The 20,803-nt window shown below is 68.1% G+C and carries 23 protein-coding genes; 10 read left to right on the top strand and 13 right to left on the bottom strand.

Annotated features, from left to right (window positions below; genetic code table 11):
• Positions 1 to 294 precede the first annotated feature (294 nt).
• The 4 genes from OG435_RS42700 (at position 295) to OG435_RS42685 (ending at position 7,839) form a co-directional block, all read left to right on the top strand.
• A complete protein-coding gene (locus OG435_RS42700; RefSeq protein WP_266885861.1) occupies positions 295 to 5,382 on the top strand; it encodes a DNA cytosine methyltransferase in 5,088 nt (1,695 codons plus the stop codon).
• Positions 5,383 to 5,661: 279 nt separating this feature from the next.
• Positions 5,662 to 5,922, top strand: coding sequence for a hypothetical protein (locus tag OG435_RS42695; protein WP_266885859.1), 261 nt, complete (start codon positions 5,662 to 5,664; stop codon positions 5,920 to 5,922).
• A gap of 391 nt (positions 5,923 to 6,313) precedes the next feature.
• Complete coding sequence (locus OG435_RS42690; protein WP_266885857.1) at positions 6,314 to 7,186, top strand: hypothetical protein; 873 nt, start codon at positions 6,314 to 6,316, stop codon at positions 7,184 to 7,186.
• Positions 7,187 to 7,404: 218 nt separating this feature from the next.
• On the top strand, positions 7,405 to 7,839 hold the full coding sequence (locus tag OG435_RS42685; RefSeq protein ID WP_266885855.1) for a hypothetical protein: 435 nt from the start codon (positions 7,405 to 7,407) through the stop codon (positions 7,837 to 7,839).
• Between the two features lie 268 nt (positions 7,840 to 8,107).
• Here OG435_RS42685 and OG435_RS42680 read toward each other — a convergent pair whose 3' ends face one another.
• Positions 8,108 to 8,824 (bottom strand): hypothetical protein, encoded by a 717-nt coding sequence (locus tag OG435_RS42680; protein ID WP_266885853.1) that lies wholly within the window; start codon positions 8,822 to 8,824, stop codon positions 8,108 to 8,110.
• A gap of 278 nt (positions 8,825 to 9,102) precedes the next feature.
• Here OG435_RS42680 and OG435_RS42675 point away from each other — a divergent pair, with 278 nt between their 5' ends.
• On the top strand, positions 9,103 to 9,708 hold the full coding sequence (locus OG435_RS42675) for a hypothetical protein (RefSeq protein ID WP_266885851.1): 606 nt from the start codon (positions 9,103 to 9,105) through the stop codon (positions 9,706 to 9,708).
• Between the two features lie 42 nt (positions 9,709 to 9,750).
• On the opposite strand, the gene OG435_RS42670 is transcribed toward OG435_RS42675, so the two are convergent.
• Positions 9,751 to 9,969: a hypothetical protein gene (locus OG435_RS42670; RefSeq protein WP_266885849.1), complete on the bottom strand. Its 219-nt coding sequence runs from the start codon at positions 9,967 to 9,969 to the stop codon at positions 9,751 to 9,753.
• A 92-nt stretch (positions 9,970 to 10,061) separates the two neighbouring features.
• Here OG435_RS42670 and OG435_RS42665 point away from each other — a divergent pair, with 92 nt between their 5' ends.
• On the top strand, positions 10,062 to 10,397 hold the full coding sequence (locus tag OG435_RS42665) for a hypothetical protein (RefSeq protein WP_266885847.1): 336 nt from the start codon (positions 10,062 to 10,064) through the stop codon (positions 10,395 to 10,397).
• A gap of 92 nt (positions 10,398 to 10,489) precedes the next feature.
• Here the strand turns inward: OG435_RS42665 and OG435_RS42660 are convergent, their stop codons facing one another.
• Positions 10,490 to 10,840 carry a hypothetical protein gene (locus tag OG435_RS42660; RefSeq protein WP_266885845.1) on the bottom strand — a complete coding sequence of 117 codons (351 nt, stop codon included), beginning with the start codon at positions 10,838 to 10,840 and terminating at the stop codon, positions 10,490 to 10,492.
• A gap of 109 nt (positions 10,841 to 10,949) precedes the next feature.
• On the opposite strand from OG435_RS42660, the gene OG435_RS42655 reads away from it, so the two are divergent.
• The 4 genes from OG435_RS42655 to OG435_RS42640 all read left to right on the top strand — a co-directional run bounded on the left by OG435_RS42655 (position 10,950) and on the right by OG435_RS42640 (position 13,835).
• Positions 10,950 to 11,195: a hypothetical protein gene (locus OG435_RS42655; RefSeq protein ID WP_266885843.1), complete on the top strand. Its 246-nt coding sequence runs from the start codon at positions 10,950 to 10,952 to the stop codon at positions 11,193 to 11,195.
• Between the two features lie 173 nt (positions 11,196 to 11,368).
• On the top strand, positions 11,369 to 11,668 hold the full coding sequence (locus OG435_RS42650) for a hypothetical protein (protein ID WP_266885841.1): 300 nt from the start codon (positions 11,369 to 11,371) through the stop codon (positions 11,666 to 11,668).
• 2 nt (positions 11,669 to 11,670) lie between these two features.
• The gene (locus tag OG435_RS42645; RefSeq protein ID WP_266886558.1) at positions 11,671 to 12,249 is read left to right on the top strand and encodes a helix-turn-helix transcriptional regulator; all 579 of its coding nucleotides are present in this window, start codon (positions 11,671 to 11,673) and stop codon (positions 12,247 to 12,249) included.
• Between the two features lie 329 nt (positions 12,250 to 12,578).
• Entirely contained in the window at positions 12,579 to 13,835 is a 1,257-nt protein-coding gene (locus OG435_RS42640; protein ID WP_266885839.1) for a fibronectin type III domain-containing protein, read from the top strand.
• A gap of 145 nt (positions 13,836 to 13,980) precedes the next feature.
• Here OG435_RS42640 and OG435_RS42635 read toward each other — a convergent pair whose 3' ends face one another.
• The 10 genes from OG435_RS42635 to OG435_RS42590 all read right to left on the bottom strand — a co-directional run bounded on the left by OG435_RS42635 (position 13,981) and on the right by OG435_RS42590 (position 20,720).
• Positions 13,981 to 14,577 carry a pentapeptide repeat-containing protein gene (locus OG435_RS42635; protein ID WP_266885837.1) on the bottom strand — a complete coding sequence of 199 codons (597 nt, stop codon included), beginning with the start codon at positions 14,575 to 14,577 and terminating at the stop codon, positions 13,981 to 13,983.
• A 61-nt stretch (positions 14,578 to 14,638) separates the two neighbouring features.
• Entirely contained in the window at positions 14,639 to 15,850 is a 1,212-nt protein-coding gene (locus tag OG435_RS42630; RefSeq protein ID WP_266885835.1) for a tetratricopeptide repeat protein, read from the bottom strand.
• Between the two features lie 22 nt (positions 15,851 to 15,872).
• On the bottom strand, positions 15,873 to 16,799 hold the full coding sequence (locus tag OG435_RS42625; protein WP_266885833.1) for a hypothetical protein: 927 nt from the start codon (positions 16,797 to 16,799) through the stop codon (positions 15,873 to 15,875).
• A gap of 101 nt (positions 16,800 to 16,900) precedes the next feature.
• On the bottom strand, positions 16,901 to 17,059 hold the full coding sequence (locus tag OG435_RS42620; protein WP_266885831.1) for a hypothetical protein: 159 nt from the start codon (positions 17,057 to 17,059) through the stop codon (positions 16,901 to 16,903).
• A 182-nt stretch (positions 17,060 to 17,241) separates the two neighbouring features.
• Positions 17,242 to 17,409, bottom strand: a complete 168-nt coding sequence (locus OG435_RS42615; RefSeq protein WP_266885829.1) for a hypothetical protein — start codon at positions 17,407 to 17,409, stop codon at positions 17,242 to 17,244.
• Positions 17,406 to 17,624 (bottom strand): hypothetical protein, encoded by a 219-nt coding sequence (locus OG435_RS42610; protein ID WP_266885827.1) that lies wholly within the window; start codon positions 17,622 to 17,624, stop codon positions 17,406 to 17,408. The genes OG435_RS42615 and OG435_RS42610 overlap by 4 nt, the downstream gene beginning before the upstream one ends.
• Positions 17,625 to 17,942: 318 nt before the next feature.
• Positions 17,943 to 18,791, bottom strand: a complete 849-nt coding sequence (locus tag OG435_RS42605) for a helix-turn-helix domain-containing protein (RefSeq protein ID WP_266885825.1) — start codon at positions 18,789 to 18,791, stop codon at positions 17,943 to 17,945.
• A 16-nt stretch (positions 18,792 to 18,807) separates the two neighbouring features.
• Positions 18,808 to 19,329, bottom strand: a complete 522-nt coding sequence (locus tag OG435_RS42600; protein WP_266885823.1) for a DUF6879 family protein — start codon at positions 19,327 to 19,329, stop codon at positions 18,808 to 18,810.
• Positions 19,304 to 19,567, bottom strand: coding sequence for a hypothetical protein (locus OG435_RS42595; RefSeq protein WP_266885821.1), 264 nt, complete (start codon positions 19,565 to 19,567; stop codon positions 19,304 to 19,306). The genes OG435_RS42600 and OG435_RS42595 overlap by 26 nt, the downstream gene beginning before the upstream one ends.
• Positions 19,568 to 19,742: 175 nt before the next feature.
• The gene (locus OG435_RS42590) at positions 19,743 to 20,720 is read right to left on the bottom strand and encodes a PASTA domain-containing protein (protein ID WP_266885819.1); all 978 of its coding nucleotides are present in this window, start codon (positions 20,718 to 20,720) and stop codon (positions 19,743 to 19,745) included.
• Positions 20,721 to 20,803 lie beyond the last annotated feature (83 nt).

Genomic DNA, 20,803 nt, shown 5'->3' with positions numbered 1-20,803 from the left:
CTGACATCGACCCAACGGGCGATTGTGCAGAGAGCTGCATGGGGACTGTTGCGCGTCTCGTACGAGTCGTACATGCCCGACACCAATTCGGATCTCGTACGCGCATATTCGCGTGAGGTCGATGTGCGAATTACCAAAATCAAGGGCGAACGTAGGGGAGCCGTTCGTAAGGATTCCGTCGACCGGTTGATCAGGGAGGGAATTCTTTCCCGCCCGTTCCGGGCCAGCATTGTCCGCGTGACCGAGGCTGGTCGTTGCGCTCTGGACGGTCGCCCCGTTCCGGTGCCGGTTGGCGTGCCCGAGCCTGCATCGGTCGAGGTGGAGAAGCCTGCCGCTCCGACCGCTCCGACCGCGCCGGTGCCGGAAAAGACTGCCGATCAGTGGAACGGCTTGCAGCGCGCGGCGGAAAAGGCGGTGGCGGAGGAGCAGGGTCACCAGCCGCGCCGAGTGCCGTTCGAGTCGACCGACGTACGCGAAGCGTTCACGTCCGAGGACGGCGGTCTGTCGTTCAATCTCTTCCGCCTGCCCGATGACTGCACGTCGGACGTCCTCTTGGAGGAGCGCGCCAAAAAGGTAGCGGCTTTCGAAAAGGCCGTAGCCAAGCGCGACAAGGGTGCGCCGGAGTGGAAGCCCTTTGGAAAGGGTCAGGTCAAGCTCAAGCCGCGCAAGGCTCCGAAGCAGGACAAGACTCCCGCGGACATTCTCAAGGCGTGGGCCGGAGAGGTCACGCACGAAGTCGCCTGCAACAGGTGCGACGGCGGATTCGACTGTGTGTGCCGCGAGGACATGGCCGCAGTGCGCGCCGATATGGGCGGGCCGGTTGTCGACGCGGACGCTGTTGCGTCCGGCCGTGAGCGTCTCTCGGGTCAGTCCGAAAACACTGTGCGCCATGAGTGCGCCGATCAGATCAGCATGGGGGATGACGTGGCGGACGTCGAGGAGCAGCAGCCGGAGCGCGAGCTGATCCACACGACGTCGGTCGTCGCGCTGGCGGATGGGCATCGGATCTCCTGCGTTTGCGGGTGGGTCCAGACGTCGCCCGGCATGTCCGAGGACCACGCCTACATGCGCGCCAACCACCACTTGCGGCATGCCCGGTTCGACATCGAGCGCATGGAGGAATTGGCCGCGTGGGCGCTCCAGTTCCCGGAGGAGCTGACGGCCGGTGAGCGCGTCGAGCCGTACGAGGGGGAGCACCACCAGGAGGAGAACGACGGGTTCGACTGGTCGTTCACGACCGAGTCCGGGCACGGCTACCGGCTTTGGTCGCCGTCCTACAAGCGGACCGCGGGGGAGTGGTGCGTGGGCCGCGGAGCCGCGGCAGAAAGCTCGTTCTGGTGGGCTGAGATCAGCGAGGACAACAGCCTGACGGCGGCGCTCGCGTGGTGCCGTGCCGACTCGGCGTCGCGGACGTGGGCGGCCGGTGTGGTGGCCCGGTACGGCCACATGAACGTGGAGCGCGTGGCGTGGTCGGCGGGGCTGGTGGAGACCGAGCTGGAGGCGGACGTCTGGCGGTTCGAGCGGTACGGGCGCGTTGGTGTCGCGATCAAGACCCGATGGGGCTGGGAGCACCGGCCGAACGGCTGGTTCGGCGAGGCCGGTACGAGCGGCGCGGTGGACGGCATGTTCCGTAAGCGAGCCGTGCACAAGCTGACCGTTGCCGGGCTGAGGGATATCCCGCTCGACCGCTGGGTCATCACCGGCACCGACGGCGTGCGGGAGAAGTACGGGGTGCACGGGAAGACGGCGATGGAGTGCGGCCCGGGGGCGTGGGATGAGGCTGGGCTCTGTATCGGGGCGTGCTGGAACAAGAACGCGCCCGCGCGGTTCGTGGCGGACATCGTGGCCGCGGACGGCTCGGTCATGGGCACGGTTGGCGTGTGTGCGCTGCACCTCGCCCGGCCGCTGGCGGAGGCACAGGGACACATCGGAAACCCGTGGGAGACGGCGTACGAGCTGTGCGGGAAGACGAACGGGGCCATGGGGACGCGGCTGGACTGGGAAGAGCGGTACTGCGACCTCGTGGCCGAGATGGTGACGGCCGCCCTGGACGCGGGGGAGCACAACCCCCGCCCCGACGTCGTGGCGGCCCTGTACGCCGAGGCCGAAGCGGTCCGGGCGAAGCAGGAGGGGAAGGCCGCGAAGTCGGCGCAGAAGAGCAGCAGCACGAGCATGGGGGAGAGCACGGTGGGACGCGGCAGCATGGCGCCGAAGCGCAAGGCGACGGCGGCCAAGGTCGGCGACATCGTGTTTAGCGCCAAGAACACGTTCCCGTGCGTCGCCAAGATCATCGGGCACACCTACGTGCTGCGGAAGTTGGCAGGGACGTTCTCGGCGCAGCACGAGCACTCGGACGGGGCCCGGCTGGTCTTCGAAGGCGAGGACCCCAAGAACATCTGCCGGACCGGCGGGGACTCGTTCCCGAACCTGCCCGCGGTCAAGCGCGCCATCCTGGCCGACGCTGTGGCCCGCGGCGAGGCCGTCGAGGAGCACCAGGTGGAGGAGCCGGTGGAGGCCGCGCCGTCGACCCTGCCCCGTCCGCTGCGGCTGGCCCTGAAACGTGAGGCTGCCGAGGAGCAGGCGGGGGAGTGCGAGGAGGACGCCTACGACCCCTTCGCCGAGCCGGAGCCGTCGCCGCTGCGGGCGGTCGAGAGCGATGCCGTGAAGCGGTTCCCCGAGCTGGCCCAGTTCATGGAGCCGCGCCCGGATGGTGCGCCGCTGCTCGTGTTGAACCTGTTCTCGGGTCCGGGCGGCATGGTCATGGGGCTGTGTGAGGTGCTGCGGCAGAAGTTGGGTCGTGACGTCGAGGTCATCAACATCGACAACGACCCCGACTGTGTGAAGACGCTGCGGGCGGCCGGGTTCTTCGCGATACAGGCGGACGTGACCACGCTGGACCCGTCCGACCCGGTGTTCAGGCAGGTGCGCGGGCTGATCGTGACCCCGCCGTGCACGGACTACACAGACAGCGGCAAGCGGGCCGGGAGACTGGCCGACAACATCGACATCCTGAGCGATGCATGGGACTCCGCACGTCGCGCAGCGGGGGCGATCCCCTTCGGTGACGGGCACGACGTCGCCCCGGACTTCGGGGTGGAGCTGTCCTACAAGGAGCCGAACGGCATGTCGTGGGGCGACGTCCGGGCGGACATGGACGACTACACCGGCAGCACGGGCCACCTCATGCTCGAACTCGCGATATGGGGTCTCGGGTTGCAGGCCGCGGGGGCGCCACTGGAGTGGGTGGCCGTCGAGCAGAGCAGCAAACTGCCGGAGCAGATCAGGGGAGAGGCTGCCGCGGATTTCCAGCTCATGGGCTGGGCTATGGCTGAGTGGATGGTGCGGGACGCGGCCGACTTCGGCTCGCCGACCCAGCGGGTGCGGGCGCTCATGGTGGCGCGGCGGGACAGCGTGACCGAGGTGACCATGGAGGCGCCGGGGCTGCGGACGGGCGCCGCGACGGCTACCGGCCTGCCGGAGGGGACGCCGGTCTACACCCGGGGAGTGGGCAAGCGGTCCGGCGGCGGGAACATCGTCACCATCAGCGACGAGCGCCCGTACACGGCCTTCACGTCCCGCATCCGCAGCGTGGACGTGGGGGAGAAGGGCGGGCGGTTCACCCTCGCTCAGATCATGCGGCTCATCACGGTGCCGGAGTCGTGGCCCGTCGTGGGCAGTAGGACGAGCGTCTGCCAGCAAGTGGGGGATGTCGTGGCGCCGGTCGTCGCCGCGGCGCTGCTGGCGATGGCGCTTGGCATCGAGTGGCTGCCGCACCTGGAGAGGTTCCTGCACGAGACGTACCCCGAGGCCTACGCCGACACGGCAGAAATCGGGAAGGAAATCTGCGAGGGTCCGGCCGGCGAGTCGGGCCAGGACTCTGCGCTTGCCGACACGGCCGAAATCCCGGTCAAGGCGCAGCCGACGCCGGGCCTGTACGCCCCCGTACTCCACGCCGAGGAGCGCCAGGGCGAGGACGCCGACGCCTGCCGCAAGGGCGGTCACCGGTACGTGTGGCTGTGCGTCGAGGCCGAGGGCGTCGCGCGGACCCTGCGCAGCTACCTGACGTGCGCCTGCACGGGCGAAAAGCTGGGCAACTTCGGCCGCTCTGGGCCGTCCATGAGCCAGGGCACACAGCGCAAGCCCCTCGGTATCCGGGACGCCTCCATTGCCTCCGCCCTGGGGGTGGCCTCGCGCAACGACTACACCACCGCCGGGCCCTGGGAGGTCGTCTCAGACACCCTTAAGCGGGTGGCGGTGCGTTGGGACCGCGAGCCCGCAGCACCGGCAGCCGCCGACCCCGCGCGCCAGAAGAAGGCCACCGTGTCCGAGCGTCTGCGCGCCGAGCTGGACGCCCAGCCGAAGGCGACGCCGGGCCACATGGCGGCCCTGCTCGAAAGGCACGTCGGGGCTGACTGGAAGCCCTTGGAAGCCACCGCCGACCCCGAGTTCGAGGATGAGGAGGAGTGGCCGCAGGCGTCCGTACGGGGCCTCGCACCCCTCACCCGGCAGCAGCGGGCGTTGGCATGGCGCAACGCGGCAGGGGAGTCCCGGCCGTCTGAGGTGACCGTGACTCGGCTGGACGCGTGCGGCATCGCCGTCAGCCTCGACCGCGGGGCGGGGTTCGTCTCCCTCGTGGAGCCGCCCGCCATCGAGGCCGCCACGGCCCGCGCCGAGCTGACGGTGGGGACGTCGCTGCCGATCGCGACCCCCTACCAGGCTCCGGCCCGCACCTTCGCTACGCCGTACCGCAGCGCCCAGCCGGACACCGGCCGGGCGTACTGGGAGTCGGGCAGCCGCGTGTCCCTGGACCAGCGGTCGGGGCACATCCTCACCAGCCGTACCGGAAAGGGCTGCCTGGTGCTATGGGATGACGACTCGCGCGGGTCGGGGAGCTGGGCCGCGCCCGAGGAGCTGTGGCTGGAGGGCACCGAGCCGCGCGACTGGTTCGCCCCCGTCATCGCCCCCGCCCCGGCCGTCGAGGAGGAAGACGACGTCATCGACTACGCCGCGATCTCTGCCGCGAACCGCGCGGCGGCCGTCGTCGCCGACGTCGAGGAGCACCAGGAGCAGCAGGTGGACCAGGACGCCCCGAGCCTGACGTGGGCTGAGGTGTCCGCCGAACTGGACGAACTGTGGGTCCTGCTGGACGCGGAGCGGGAGGCGTTGGGCGCCGCGGCCCCGTCTGTGCGGACCTTCGAAGAGGTCATGGCGGAGATCAGGCTGGAGCGCGCGGAGGTTGCCGGGCCGGAGGTGGGGCCGGTCCCCATCAGGACGGGGGTCCCCGTGAGGCTGCGGCGAGATTTGATGAGCCTGGCGGCATCCACAGCCCTGGTGACGATGCTCGGCGCGAGCGTGGCGGAGGTGGTGGCGCCCAGGGTGTGACGCGGGGGACTGGCCGGGGTGAGTGCACCGCTCCGGCCGGTCGCCCGGACCCGGGGGAGCAGACCGTCCGCGGGGGAGCAGGGGGGGGGGGCAGCTGCGGAGCGGCACCCTTCACACAGTGAAGGGGTGCGGGCGGCGGGAGGCTTCCCGGCGAGGCCGCGCCGGCTGCGAGGGCGCACCGGAAACATTTCCGTCAGAAAATCGGACGCCGATCATCAGGCCATGACGACTACGCAGGCGGAATCCGCTCCCAAAACCAGGCCCCTTACGCGGCAGCGCATGAACCATCAGCGCTTCGTCCAGCACGTACGGCCCGACGGAGGTCGGCAGATAGGTCAGCTCGTGTCGCGGCCGGCATTCGACGACGAGTTCGCGCGCTGGTTGATCACACCCATGGCGACTGGAGGTGTGCTCTGGCAGCGGGTCCGGTGGGCGGACGTCGAAGCCGGACAGTTCTTCAGCGCCGCGGCCGGCGACCTGACCGAGGAGCAGCAGCGCACGCTCGCCCGATGGTTGCGCGGCTACTTGGACCGGGAGTGACCGCGCCTGGTATGGGGCGGGAGCCGGTTCCGCAAATGTGGGAGTTGGCGATCCGGTTGCCCAAGGTCCGAGATGGGCTGACGGGTCGCCAACTTCCTTAGTAAGGTACGGCTCAGTCCTGGTAACCGTGCTTACCGGGAACGACAGAATGGGACAAATGGGCGAGCTGGAGATTATCGACGCGGAGCTACTCCCCGTCGCTCAGAGTGATCAAATCCAGCAATCGATCTATCCACACTTTCTCGCCCGAACCGCAGCGGACTATCAGGTAAGCCCTGAAACGGTCGAAGCTCTCAAGGTTGCCATCCCCGCCGAGACCTACCGGAAATACACCGCGTGGCACCAACGGGCCGCCGGCTGGTGCTCGGCGGAGGGCCGGACCCTCGTGCCGATGACCACCCAGACGCTCACCGAGTGGACCCGCGTCCTCTCGGCCTCGATCTCGGAGCGCACCGGAAATCCCTACGGCGCTTCCGCGCTCGGTCAGGCCGTCGCCGCGGTCCTCGCCCTGCACTCCTGGGCGGAAATCCCCGAAGAACTCCACCCCAACCCGAAGCCCGCCCGCGCGCTCATCAAGGCGCACAAGCGCGGCCAGGCGCAGGCCGGCCGCCGTGTGAAGAAGTCGGCGACCGTCGACTTGAAGGGCTTCGTGGCCATGGTCCAGGAGTGCGACACGAGCACCCTGACGGGCCTTCGGAACCGCCTGGTCGTCGTCTGGTCCACCTGGGCCATGACCCGCCGCAGCGAACTCTCCGCCCGCGTCCTCGCGGACGCCATGGTGGTCCCCGGCAAGGGTCTGCGGCTGTACTTCGCCGCGTCCAAGACCGACCAGGCCGCCGAAGGTGAATGGGTGCCCATGCCCGCCCGGGATGATGCGCTGGACCCCGTCACGGCCTACGTCGAGTACCGCGATGCCTTGGCCGTGCGAGGCATCACCAGCGGGGCGATCCTCCGCCGTATCGACCGCTGGGGGAACATCGGTGACGCACTCACCGCGGAGTCCGTCAACGACATCGTGCAGAGGCTCGCCGCCGCGGCCGGCGTCGACTTTGACGAGGAGGGCAACAAGCTCACCGCCCACGGCCTGCGCGCCTCCGGCGCAACCATCGCCGACGAGAACGGCGCTTCCGCCGCGGCCATCCGCAAACAGGGTCGCTGGTCGCCGAACTCGAAGGTCGCCGACGGCTATATCCGCCCCCGCGACGAGTGGAGCGGGAACGCCATGGCCAAGGTCCCGGCCCAGCGAGCCAGTGGCCCCGAGTGACCGGCCGCCACGCCCCTATCACGCTTGGCAGGGACGGCGTGCACGTTCGCGAAGACCGACCTGCGCTGACGCAGGCGAGCTGTACGTTCTGCTCGGCGCGGGAATCTGATCTTGAGACATCCTCGCGGGGCTGGATGCCCGTTCCGCTGCCATCAGCTGACGTACCGCCACCGCCTCGGCCGGCATCGCTGGCCCTGGCTTCTTTTTTGGAGATTTTCATGGCCGAGTTGGAAGAGATCATCAGCTATCTGGCTCACGGGGACGTGGAAGCCAAGGCTTTGAAGTTCGCCGTCGTCGTCCACCCGTGGTGGCAGGGGAAGACGAAGCAGCCCGTCCGCGGCCTGGACTACGGCGAGATTCTCGTGGCCGATCCGGATACCCGTGAGATCCGCTTCGCCCGGCATCACTCCCGGCCGCTCATGGGCGGATGGCACGACCGCGTCATGGGTGGAGGGCGACGCAAGAACCTGCAAGGCGGAGCTGCCCGCTACCTCAACTGGGATAGCGCCCGCGAGCACATCATCCAGGCCGCTCCCGCCGATTTTGACTACGAAAATGAATGCGTCGCCTGGTTCGACGGTTTCCGCGCAGCCGAGGAATTCGCCGCGGTCATGCAGGAGATTCTGAAGCGATTCGTCGCGACTTCCGACTGACCCCCGATCTAGCGGTGGCGCCCCTCCCCGCAGGGGCGCCACCCTCGTGCCGCTGCCGAACAAAGGCGCAGGCCAGGCTATTTATCGCCGAGGGCACTGCCTCAGTCGCCGGCGCGAGCGTCGACCGCCACCCCTGGCTCCAGTAGGTGCAGGTGCAGGTGCGGGGCGGTGGCGGCTACAGGTTCCCGTGCTCGTATTCGTGGCAGAGCGAAGCCCTTCCCGGTGTACCCCCCGAACTCGGGGGTCCCTATTTGAGAGCCGTAGTGCGTCAGGAGCAGGAAGTGCACCCTGCGCACACGGGCCACAGCTTGCGGACGGGTGGCAAGCGGCCGTCTACGTGCATGACCGAAACGTCGCTGGAGTCCGTCACAGTGAGCTGTAGGAGGCCATCGGGCCTTCTGATATTTACGCCCATTTTGATCGTCGCGTCCGGGCCGGGAAGAAGAGTGGCGAGCTCACCGTTGATGGCAAAGGTTGCCCAGAGTGAGAGGTGATGGGGTAGTTCTCTGAGTTTTCGCAGGTCGTTCAGCAGATTAGGGACATGTTCGCTGTAAGGGAAATCCGCCTTGGCCTTCCATGTCATCCCCGAGTAGTGGACTCGCGGATGGTTGCACATCAACACCGTTTTGATGATCCACCGCGACAACGGAGCGAGCTCGTCCTGATTGGACGTGAATAGCGCCTGTCCTTCGATTAGCTTTGGAAGATGCTCGGCCGCTGGCTTTTCGTAGGTCTCGTTTAGCCACTGGTTGCAGTCAACGCAGCAGGGCACCCGGATAGCGCTTAGTGCGTTGTCCAGCTTCTTGGCTTCCTGCCCCTTGGTCCCTCGATACGTCAGGGCATGCATGTCGTACGCATCTTTGCCCAAGGAGCGATCGTTGGCGTCGCCGAGGAGCTTGAGGACCTGCTCGGGGAGGGCATGTTCGCCGGTGGCTTTCCGCACCTGCGTCGAGCAGAGGACGCAGGTGTGCTTCTTTGCGGACATGGGACGGAACCTAGCAGTTCATGACCCCATGTAGCAGCGGACTTTCGTTGACCTGCGACGGCCCGGCGCAGGAACTCCCGCAGGTCCATCTCGCTGTACGCCAGGCCGAGGATGGTGGAGTCGACGTGCACGCGACGGCCGCCGTCGGCGTCAGGTTCGTGGATGACGATGCGGGGATGGCCAGCCTCGCCGGGCTGGGCTGTGGGCGCATCCGGGGCGGGTCTTCCTCTTTGGCGAAACGAGGCAAGTGCCGGACTGACCCTGACAGGATCGCCTGCATGAAGGAGATCCTTATAGCCCTGATCGGTGTCCTAGTCGGCGCCATTGGCGCCCTCGGTGGTGTCGTGGGCGCCCGCATCCAGGCCAGGGCCGCACGGGCCCAGGCTGACGCGGCGCAAGTCGTGGGGACTGGCCAGACCGAGGCGAGCGACCTTCAGTGGTTACGGTCGGACCGACGTCACGCGTGCATCGTGCTGGAGTCCCTGAGCCGCCAGTTCGAGCAGCAGGCGGAGATCGCGCGCGACATGCTGTGGATCATCGACTCCGGAAACACCCCGCGGTTTCGCAGGGCGGCCCATAACCGGCGCATAAGGGTGATGCGGTGGGAGGAGCTGAGCCATCAAACCGAGGTGCTGCATCAGATGGAGGAGCCACGTGCGGTCTTGAACCTGCACGGACCTGATGACCTGGCGGTGGCTGCGGCCGCCCTGTATCAGGCGTGTGTGGCCATGAATCTGAGTGTCAACGCGGAGCGTAGCCTCGACCGTGACCCCGTTGTCGACTGGGAGACCGTACAAGCGAACCTCGGGCGAGCCAGTCGCCAGTTCGCTGCGGCGGCCCGGCCGTTGCTTGACAGCCCCGCCGCGCCGGTCGTGGCACCGTAGCTCTCCGCGGCGGGAACGTGGGTCGTTACTTACCGCGGACTTCTACTGCTCCCAGGTCTCCGGACCCCCACCCATCCAGCGGAACAGGCCGGCGTCGGTGACGTCCACTACATCCCAGTCGGGGAGCTTCACCCGCCGCAGGAATTCACGCAGGTCCATCTCGTTGCGGGCGAGCCCAAGGATCTGGCCGTCCACGTGGACGCGCCGACCCACATGAGGGTCTTCGGCTGATGGGGCGTGGATGACGATGCGGGGGTCCATAGAGCCAGCCTCACCGCAGGGTGCCGCGGACGCATCCGGGGCGGGCCGGCCGGGAGTATCACCCGCGAAAATGGCTGCGGTTGGCTGGCCACATGACATCCAACCAGCGCACCCAGCCCCTCATCTTCCTCTCCACTGATCAGCACGTCCCCGGGCATCTCCACTATCCCGAGGATGCCGAGCCCACCGATATCGTCTCCCGTTTTCCGGCTGGGACGTTCTCGTGGAATGAACGTGGTCAGTTCGCCGAGTTCCCGGCCCACATGAGCACGGAAATTATGCGGGAGCTGCACGTGGCATGGCCGTACGTGGATATTTCGTACGGCAAGCACGAGGGCGAGCCCACCAGCTCCACCACCATCAAGCGCCCCACCGAGGCCCGGCCTGGCAGCTGGAAGGCCATGGGGCCGCGCGCGGTGGCCGTATAGCCACCACCAAAAGCAACGTACGGCTTTGTCGTTCCTGTCCTCGCCGTACGTAAGGGCGCCCGGCTTCGTTGGCCAACGGGCGCCCTGCCTTTTTAGCGGTAGTAATTGTGGTCGTAGCCCGCCGGCATGTGTTGGTCCTCCTGGACTTGCTGTTCCGTCCCGCTGTTGCGAGAGGACGGGCTGGATCCACCGGCAGGGCGGTAGCCGGTGTTGATGCCGCCATAGAACTGCACGGACTCGGACAGCATGGCAGGGTGAATTTCCATCATGTCGCGGTCCATATCCGGGATGTTGGTGTATGAGCCGGGATTGCCGCCGCTGATCTCCGACGGGTGCGGAGCATGGAACAGCTCCGCATTGACGTGGTGCTGAGGTTCCGTCGTCTCCCTGTAGGTGTTGCTCTTCTGTGCTTTCACTTTGGTGTCATTCAGTCTCCAGCGCATTCGCACTCCTTGTGTTCGTGGACTTCGTAGTCCCAGTATCGCGCCGAGAATTCTTTCTCGGAGAATGGCTTTCGATAGTCATTCAGGCCACGAATCCTAGGAGCACCTCATGAACGACACCGTTACGGTCCGCCGAATCCTCCCCACCGACAACCCCATGGGCGGGGGCGCCAACGTCGCCGACATGCGCAGCCAGTCGCACGAGCGGGCAGTGATGGCGTATTTCAACAAGGACCGCATTTCCAGCCCGCAGGCAATGGCGCTGACCCCGTCTCAGGGCGGCATGTTCGACGGCCTGCGGGAAGAGGCGTTCCGCTCGGAGGCGCCGCGGTCCGCGTACTCCGATATCGTCTGATGCGCAGGGGTAACCCGGCCCGGTCCCGTCAGCAGCGCCGGGCTGCGATCCTCGCCCGGTCCGAGCCAGACCCGGAGCAGGCCCCGGTGGGAGGCACGGCTCCTCCCCGCCGGGTACCGACGCCGTGGGATGCGGTCCAGGGCCAGGCCGGGCGCCGTCCTACCTGGCGCGATGTGGAGCAGGGGACCACGCCGCTGCTGCGCGGGATGGCCGCCGCCGTCGAATCGACCATGGTCGAGACCCCCCGCCCGGCGGTACGCGTACGCGGGCATGACGGCCTGGTGGTGAGCGACGGCACGGTCATCTCGTACGCCGACGACGGCAGGGTGACTGGGGTTCGGACGTTGGCACCTACCGCGCTGCGGTCGTGGGAGCGGACAGCGGACCCGCAGCGTGAGGCCGACCTCGACAGGATGCATCCCGAACCCGTAGTGGACGGCAATGCCGTGTACCAGCCCCTGGGGGCTCGGTGAGCATGGATCAGGTCGGGCCCGAGAGTTTCGCCGAGCAGCTGCGCGAGGCCCGGCTGGAGGCGGGGCTGAGCCATTCCGAGATGGCCGCGAAGATCGGCGTTGGACGCCGCCACGAAATTCGTCTTGAGGCCGGCGGGCGGGCCCCGTCCAGCGGTGTCCTGCGCAAGCTGCGGGAACTGTTCGGTCTGGGCGAGCGGCGGCCCGCGAGTATGACGATCACGTTGGCCGAGGACAGCACCGAGGAGTACGTGGCCGCGGTGACCTCGGCCGCCGCCCAGGCCATCGAGGGCGGCCGGATGCCGGAGTATCTGGAGGAGGCTCCGGAGGGGTCCCTGCGGCGGGAGCGGGTGCGGGCCAAGCGGCACGCCGCCCAGGTGGCGCGGAAGGCCGTGGAGAGGACCCGGCAGCCGGGGTACTGGGACAAGAGCCTGCCCGAGGTGGAGGCGTCGGACCATCCCGGCTACCGCAGCCATGACGGCCACCTGGCCGATCAGCTGTCCGCGGCGATGTACCCCCGCAGGTCGCACACCCAGCCTGCACCCCCGAACGGGAATCCCTTCCGGGGGGCGATCGTGGACTGAGTGCTCACATGACCCTGTTTCCACGCGCGGGCCACCTGGACGGAGTTGCTGGGTCGATTACTCCGTATGAGGTGTGCGGCCCGGCTGTACGGGCTCCAATTCATCTCAGAACAAACGGAGTTACCCGGTCCCGGGTCACCTCCGGGCTCTGGTGCCAGCTGGTGGCCTGGATACCCAGGGAGTTACTCCCTCGTGCCGCACCAGGCCACCAGGACGCCGTAACTCCAGGCCACCAGTACGACCGTGTCAACAGGCCGGTCCGCCGCATTTGCGCGATCCCAGGCCACCACCTACCCGACCACTACCTACGTACCGAAGGAGAACCTCCAATGTCCCCACGCGCCACGCTTGGCGATCCGCTCGTACGCGACGAGACCGGGCAGACGCCCGTACCGATCCCCACGCCTACCTGGTACACCGCCAGCGCTGACAGCGCCGCGGTCTCCCCGCCGCACCGCCAGGTCCGCAAGGGAGATCCGATCCCCGGCGGGTACGCGGCCGAGCGTGAGTTCCAACTGTCCTGGAGCATGCTGACCGGCGCCCTCGCTCCTACGCCCTCGCCGGGCGGCATGGGATCCAAGGGCGTCGATGTGGTTCAGGTCCGCGGCTACCACGTGTACGTGGGTTCGTTGCCGATGCCCGCTGAAGGGCAGCCGGTACCGGCTCCCACGGTGCCGACCGTGCCGAGCCTGACCCTGACCACGCCGGACAAGAACACCGTGCTGGGCGGCTATTACGTACCAGCTCCTCCGCCGACTCCGCCGGCCCCGCAGGATCTTCCGATCTGGACGCCCATCAAGCCGAACACGGCCTACGCCATCCAGCTCCAGGCGATCGGGCTGGACGGGACCCCTGGCCCCAAGTCGGCGGTGCTCAACATCCAGACCCCGAGCGCGTTGCCGCCAGTCGCCTACGGGCAGGCGGCGCCGCTGGCGACCCCCGGGCCGCTGTCGTTCCAGCAGGGCCGCCCGGCCCCGAACCCGGCGAGCGGGAACCCGGGCATTTGGCATCTGGAATTCACCGCGACCCAAGGAGCCGCGTCCTATCAGATTTACGGCAACTCGAATCCGCGGCCGGGCATGGCATCGACGCCGGGTCTCATGGATGGCGATCAGCTCCTCGGCACCGCGGCGCAACCGGCCGTCGTGGACTCGCAGGCACCCGTGCGGGCATCCTTCGACAACCCGTTTCGGGCCGGCGACCGTGTCGAGCTGAAGGTGCGCGCGGTGCGGCCGGAGCAGCTCGGCGGGAATTCGTACTCGCCGTTCGCCAGCTCGTTGACGACCGTCCTCCCGCGGACTTCGGCCCCCGCGCAGCCGACGAGCCTCCGGCTTTCTTCCTCGGCGACATCGACCACGGTTCCCGTTACGTGGAACATGGACACGCCCGTGAGGCCGCCGGTCCGGGAGTACCGGATCTACGAGGCGTCGAGCGGGTTCAAGATGGCGGTGCAGGCCCCGGCGACGTCGGCGACGGTTACGGGGTACCAGCCCAGCCAGACCTACCGGCTCCAGGTAACTGCGGTCAACACCTCGGGCGAGAGCCACCCGTCCAGTGTCCTGGAGGGGACGACGGCCCCGGCGTAGACAGCACGGGCCCCGCTCCCCGGTGGTGCTGGGGGCGGGGCTGGTTCTCCTGACTCAGTCGTCGCCGAGGGTCATGCCGAGTTCATTCACGAGGGCCTCGGCGAGGTCGGCCTGCTGGCCGTGGTCGATGCGAACTTTGGCGAGGTTAGCGATGCCGCGGATCGCGGAGGTCGTTTTCGCGGAAGTCTGTGCCGCGGTAGCGGCCGGCGCCGAACTCGGTCAGCCGGAGCTTGCAGTCCGTGAACACCGCGTCGGACAGGTCGCAGTCGGTGAACGTGGCCTCGGTCAGGACACAGCCGATGAACGCAACGGGCCCGGTGACGCGGACCTTCTCGAAGGTGGCGAGGTCGAATTTGCAGCCCTCGAACAAGACGTCGTCGAGGACCAGGCCGTCAAAGGCTGCGCCCATCATTTTGCAGTCCCGCAGGTGTACGCGGGTGAGCTTGCTCTCCGTCCAGCGGACCGCCCCAAGGTCGCAGTTCGTGATCTCCACGCCGTGCAGGTTCAGGGCCTCGAACTCGGTCCGCTTGGACCGCAGGCCCGTGATGCGGCCGGTGGCGAGCCGGGCGTCCGCGAGGTCGAGGGCGCGCAGGTCCGCGTCCCCGAACGTGAAGTCTTGGACGATGCCGCGCGGGCTGTCGAGGGTGTCGACGGCGGAGAGGTACAGGCCGGGCTCGTCAAGACCGGGCAGGGTGACGGCGACGCGGCCGAAGGTGCGGGTGTGGTCGGGGCTGATCGGCATGCGCGGGTCCTTAGCGAGACTCGGATGGGCAGGGAGTCTGAGGGGTGACGGGCGGGCTCCGTCAGCTGGGGACCGTTGGCAGCCGGTTGACCTTACGCGGGGCCTGATCGCGTGCGCGAAAGCCGAAGCTGACGAGGATGACGCGTTCTCCGGGACCGAGGGGCGTCCGGCCGTGTGGTGTGAGTGCTCCGTCGAATACGACTCCCTCTCCCGGTGCGAGGTCGCATTTCAGGTAGCCGTCGGCGTTGATGAAAACGGTACAGCTCACGCCTCCCGCGGTGGGGCGCTCGTGTTGGAGGCACACAATCAGGTTGGCCTCGCCGAAGCCGAACTCGTCAACGTGGAAGTCGAGGAACTGCCCCTCCTCCAGGTAGGCGACGTAGACGCCGGTGTGTGGCTGCTCGACTTCCAGGCCGGTGGACTGCGCTACGACAGCGGCGAGATCTACTTGCCCCGCGAACCGGCCCGCTGCCTCGCTGACGGCCGCGTTCCACTTGCCGTTGTGCAGGTACCCGCCACCGGACAGGGCCTTCTCAGCCTCCTCCGCCATGGCGGCGAGCAGCTCGGCGGGGAACGGCTGATCGCGCAGGTGGCGGGGCCGCACCCGCTGGTGCGTGGTGAGACCGTGTACGGCTTCCCGGAGGGCCGGGAACTCTTCCTCCCACCGGGCTGGCGTCCGGGCCGTGGCGTGGGACTGGAGCCACGCCGTCCACCCCTTGCTCCACTGTGTCGTCTCACTGATCAGCAGTTCGACGCGGTCGAGCGCGGCCTGAGTCGATTCGATCAGCCCGGCGTCGCCCTTGGCGGTCCGCAGCCGCAGCGCTTCCCGTAGGTGGGTGCGCGCCTGGTCGAGGCCGCCTTGTTCCAGGAAGTGCTTGCCGAGGTGCTGGAGTGCGAAGTCGACGAGTTCGGGGTGCTGGTCTTGGGCGGCGTCCAGGGCCTTGTGGTAGAGCGCGCCCGCGGTCTCTGCCCCACCGGCGTAGCGGTACGCGTCGGCGAGGTTGAGTTCGGTGGCGATGACGGCCCGGGAGTTGCCGTTGGCGATGGCCAGGTCGAGGGCCTGCCGCAGGAACGTGCGCGCGTCGCCGTGGTGGCCCAGGCTCAGCAGGCCGATTCCGGTCCACCGGGACAAAAGCCGGGCCCGATCGGCGTCCGTCTCCTCGGGCAGCGTCCGGAGCTCCTCGCGGAGCTTCTCCACAGCGGCGGTCAGCTGGTCGTAGTCGGTGGGGACCATGCGCAGGTCGTCATCTTGTGTGATGAGGTGCTGGAGCACTCGCCTCTCCCTTGTCCGGTGGCTAGAGCTGGTCGGTCTGGTGGCGCAGGTCGGCCAGCAGCTCCCGGCCGTGCACGGTGAAGTGCTCTTCCAGGAGTTCGAGCTGGTCCATGAGGTAGCGGACGGCCGGCATGCCCTCGTCGTAGGCGGCTTGGAAACCCTTTCGCTCGCCCGCGGTCAGGTCGTCGCGGTCGAGTTCGGTCCGGCGGAACCGCAGCAGTTGGTTGTACACGCACGTCGCGTGGAAGGCCCGGTCCACCTCCCAGAACTGGTTTCGGGCGACCCCCTGAGTAGCGCGCCACGCGATCTCGATCTTGGGGGAGGTCTTCGAGGAGTACCCGTCGGCGAAGACCTGGTGCTGGAGGACGTGGAAGCTGACCGACTGGTGGATGCCCTCGTGGAGGATGTTCTCCGCGAGAAAGAAGTGGGACGGCTCGGCGCTGACGGTATTCGGCGGGATGTGGTGCTGTGCCTTCTCGGAGAACACGATGACGTACGGGAGCGCCGGGTCACTGGAGCTGGTCAGCGACGAGTTGCGGATGCCGGGCTTGAGGCCCACCCACAGCAGGCCCCGGACGAACTCCTGCACGCGGGCGAAGGCGTCGGGGTGGGCCGCGGCCAGCCGCTCCAATGCCCGGGTCAGTGCTGCGCGGCGCTCGTCGGTGTGCGCGGTGATCTCGTAGTCCGTCAGGTTGATCTCGTCGGCGATCTGTCCGGGCAACGCGCCGTCGAACCAGTCGAAGCCGGTCCCGGCCACGTGCACGCGCTCACTGCGCAAGGAGCGGGCGTGCTCGGCGTAGGGGATGCCGGACTTCACGAGGCGTTCCATCAGGGCGAACGGGAGGGCCTGTTCGGCGTCGTCCTCGCGCAGACGGATCAGTGCCGGGTCCCTTCGGCCGAGATCGAAGAAGGAGCCGGAGGCTACACGGGTGGCGATGGTGGTCTGCACGGTGAACTCTCCTTGGTCGGGTATGCGGGTGGCGGAGACGGGTACGGGGCGCCCCGGTATGAGCAGCCGAGACGCCCCGCGAAGTCAGTGCATGGCCGAGGTCAGACCGCGGTCCCCTCCGGGGCGAAGTCGCCGTCCGGCACCGAGTGGTCGAGGCGCCGGGTCAGGGATGCGACGGCCGCCGCGGGGGCGAAGTCGCCGTCCGGGACGGAGTGGTCGAGGCGCCGCGTCAGGTCGTTGACCTGAATGTCATGGGACATGGGGATCATTCCTCTCACGAAAATGTCAGCCCCGTACCGGTGCGGTGCGGGGTCATGCTGGTGGTGCTGGTGGTGCAGGGCCCCGCCCGGCCGACTGCCGGGAAGGTTCGGGCGGGGAGTGGTGCACCCTGGCCGTGCCGTGCGCCTGCGAGACATGGACGGGCAGGGAGTATGTGGGCGGCCTACGAGGGCGGTACGTCCGGCGCGGTGGCCGGAGGGGGCGCTGCAACCGGCTCGGCCAGGTCGAGGACGTCCCCGGAGAGGGAGACGGCGGGACCAGCGAGGCCGATGGCGAGGAGGGCGCAGATCATGCCCCAGCCGGGTTCGGGTAAGTGGCTGCGGTCGGTCATCGGGCGTCCGCCTCTCGCAGCGCCTGGTGGTCCGGCACGACCCACTCCCGGCCCCCGCCCTCGGGCCTCAGGAACACGGCTTCGGGGATGACACGGCGGGTGGCGGGGTCCTCGAACTCGCCGATGAACTGGACGATTGCTTCCCGGTCGTCCGCGTCGAGGACACGGGCCCCCTCATACAGCCAGGAGGGGCGCCTGCTCTTTGAACGGCTCACCGCGGGGGATCCTGCTCGCCTCGGCCGGCGGGGAGCTGCATGTCGGCCCGTTTCCTGAACCGCTTCCAGCCGGACGCGCCCCGTATCCGCAGGGCTCGGGAGGGGGCGCCGGGCTGCTCTGGCTCTGGGGTGCGGCTGCTGCTACTGCGGGGCTGGGAGGGCGTGGTCATCGTTGGTGCTCCTCTCCGGCGGAGGGCGCAGCGGGCCGCAGGCGCGACACGGGGGAGGTGGCGGTGCGGCCCGCTGCTAAGGGGGCGAACACCACGGTAGGGAGCGGCGCCAGGCGCCAACAACGCGTTTGCACGCGATTGCAGAATTTCAGCTCAGGGAGTCGATTGCCCTGGAGATCAGGGCCCGTGCCCGTGCTCCGTGCACCGCCAGATCCTTGAACCTGTCGAATGCCTGGACGTACAGGGCGAGTTCGCTGGGCGAGGTGACGGTCACCTGAGCAGACAGGAGTTCCACGTTTGCCTGTACGTCATCGAAGACGTTGAACGTCTCGGTCGGCCACATGCTGCGCTCGGCGGTGAACGGGATGACGCCGAGGGAGACGGCGGGTAGCGACATGGCCGAGAGGAGGTGTCTCAGCTGCTCGGCCATCGTCTCGGCGCTGCCGAGGCGGTAGTACAGGACCCCTTCCTCCACCAGGATCGCGAAGCGGTGGTTCCCGGTGCGGATGATGCGGGAGCGGGCCAGGCGGGCCGTCACGGCATCGGCGACGTCGTCGGGCGTGCGGCGGAAGTCGGCGACGGTGGCGAGCAGGGCGGTTGCGTATGCCTCGGTCTGTAGGACGCCCGGCACGACGCGGGAGGAGTAAGCCCTGAAATGGCGGGTGCGCTCGTAGAGGGGGACCGCGGACTCTTGCAGTCGGCGCAGGCCCGTACGGGTGAGCCTGCGCCACTCGACGTACATGGAGTCGACCGCGCGGCTTGCGGCGATCAGATCCTCGGCCTGGCCGTCCGCGCCGCACGCGGTGCACCACGCCCGGATGTCCTTGTCGGACGGCGCGGTCTTGGCGTTGATGATGCGGGAGGTCTTGGCGCCGTTCCACCCGCACAAGGCCGCCAGCTCCTGCCCTTGGAGGCCGGCGTCCAGCATGATTTCGCGCAGGCGTGCGGCGACCGCGAGACGGGCCGTCTGGGCGCTGGAGGACGGGGAGGCGGACATCGGTGTGCTGTGTGGGTCAGACGGTGTACTGCTCGTGCGGGATGCCACGCTCCCACACCGACTCGAACGCGTCTGCGCAGAGCTTGGCCACGGCGGGCTCTTCGCGCATCTCCGGCCCGGCGGACGCACCGTCACCGGTGAAGTGGTTGAAGCGGACGATCTTGCCGTCGAACAGCCAGAAGTCGTTTCCGGGGAGCGCGATGTCCGACGCTTGACGGCGGGGCAGCCAGCGGACCTGTTCGCCTGCCGCGATGTTGGTGAACGTGCCCGAGTGCTCGAAGCGGATGTACTCGGTGACCGGTTCGGAGACGATGCGCGCGCGACGGATCACCACACCCCGGGCGACGGCTTGAGAGATGAGGTCGAGCCAGGGCCGCCACCACGTCGCACGGTCGTCGGGGTCGAGCCGGACACCGTCCCGCCACGCCGCGAAGGGGCCTTTCTCCTTGTCGACCCCGTAGGAGTCGCGCATCTCCAGGTGTACCGCGGAGTGCTGAGCACCGGCCAGCAGTTCAGAGAAGCCCGGCACGTTCTGCATCGTCTAGCGCCTTCCTGATGATTCCCGCCATCCGGAGCGGGATACGGGTCACGTTCTCGTGGTCGGGGATGCCGACGGCGTGGCCGGGGACCCACTCGGTGCTGCCGATCTTCGTCAGCAGCGCCTCGCCGGGCTTCCAGCCCTGGACCACCAGCTCCTTCTCTTCGTCGTCCACCCACACCATCGGGCTCTCGTCATCGCCGGTGCTGGGGTCTATCCCGACGAACCGTAGCTGCATGGCGATCTCCCCTGTCCAGTGGATTGCGCGTATTTGCGTGTGAGGTTGGTCGAGGGCTGCGAGAGCGTCAAGGGTGTGAACCGGCCAGGGTCCGCGGCACCGGCTAATGCCTGCCCCGCGGAGGCTGGAAACGAAGAAGGCCCTCGCCCGCTGTGGGCGAGGGCCTGGTGCTCGTTCAGCTCGCATAGCCCCAGCGGGCGCGTCCGTCCTTGCCCATGAAGCACTTCGCGGGCCTGCCGTCGCTGGTGATGGCGCGGGCGCCGACGGGGGAGCAGAAGCGGCCGAAGCCGACTCCGGTCTGGCCACCCCCGCCAGAACTGGAGGAGCCACCCGAGGAGCTGCTGGAGTCGTCATCGTTGCTCGGCGGAGTCGGGTCTGGGTGCAGCTTGGTGTACTCCGCTGCTGGGCACCCCGTCCCAGGCGCCACGACCTTGAGGTACGCGGTTGTCGTCTTGGGGTACTGGATCTCCTTGCCCTCTTCCGGTTCCTGGAAGCAGACGGTCCAGTCGTCCACTGTGGCGGGGAGGGTGACGTCGGTGTACGCGCTCTGGGGCTCGATCTTCTGAAGGCTGATCGGCTTGAGGGCCTCGGACGCCTTGACGAAGGTCAGGCCGACGACCTTCGGCATCTTCGGATAGGGAATCGGCTCGCCGTCCTTGGCCGGGCACGGCCACTCATTGCGCACGACACCGAAGTCGAGCGTGGCCATCTTCCCCACGGGGTTCGCTGCGGGGGCCTGAAAGCAGACTTTCCAGTTGCCGTCGTCCCACTGGCCGGCGTTGCCAGGGCTCGCGTCGTGGGAGATCGAGTTGTAACCGGCGGCGTAGGCGTCGGTCTTCGCCTGCTTGAGGTTCTGGCCGACGTAGCTGGGCGGTTCGGTCGGGCTCGGGGATGTCGCGGGCGTGGCTGCGGCAGCCTTTGGCTTCGCGGCAGTCTCAGTCTTCTTCGGTGGATCGCCGAGGAAGGGCGTCAGGAACCATAGGCCGGCGAGTACGGTCGCGATGATTTTCTTCGTCTGGTTCCACTGACTCAGCCAGGCGAGGGCGATACCTGCGGGCGGTATGACGATCAGCGCGGAAATGATCAGTGCCGGGTGCTGCCACCAGCGCCGTACAGGCGCGTGCGGGTAAGGGTACGGCGGCGGATAGGTCACGTGGCGTCCTTCTGGCAATACGTGATGGGGGCCCGGCGAGCGTACAGAAGATTGAATCTCGTACCGATCGGTACGCAGGATGA

Source organism: Streptomyces sp. NBC_01264 (assembly GCF_026340675.1).
GTDB lineage: Bacteria > Actinomycetota > Actinomycetes > Streptomycetales > Streptomycetaceae > Streptomyces.
The sequence above is the reverse complement of the archived record's forward strand: the minus strand, read 5'-3'. Positions and strand labels throughout refer to the sequence as shown.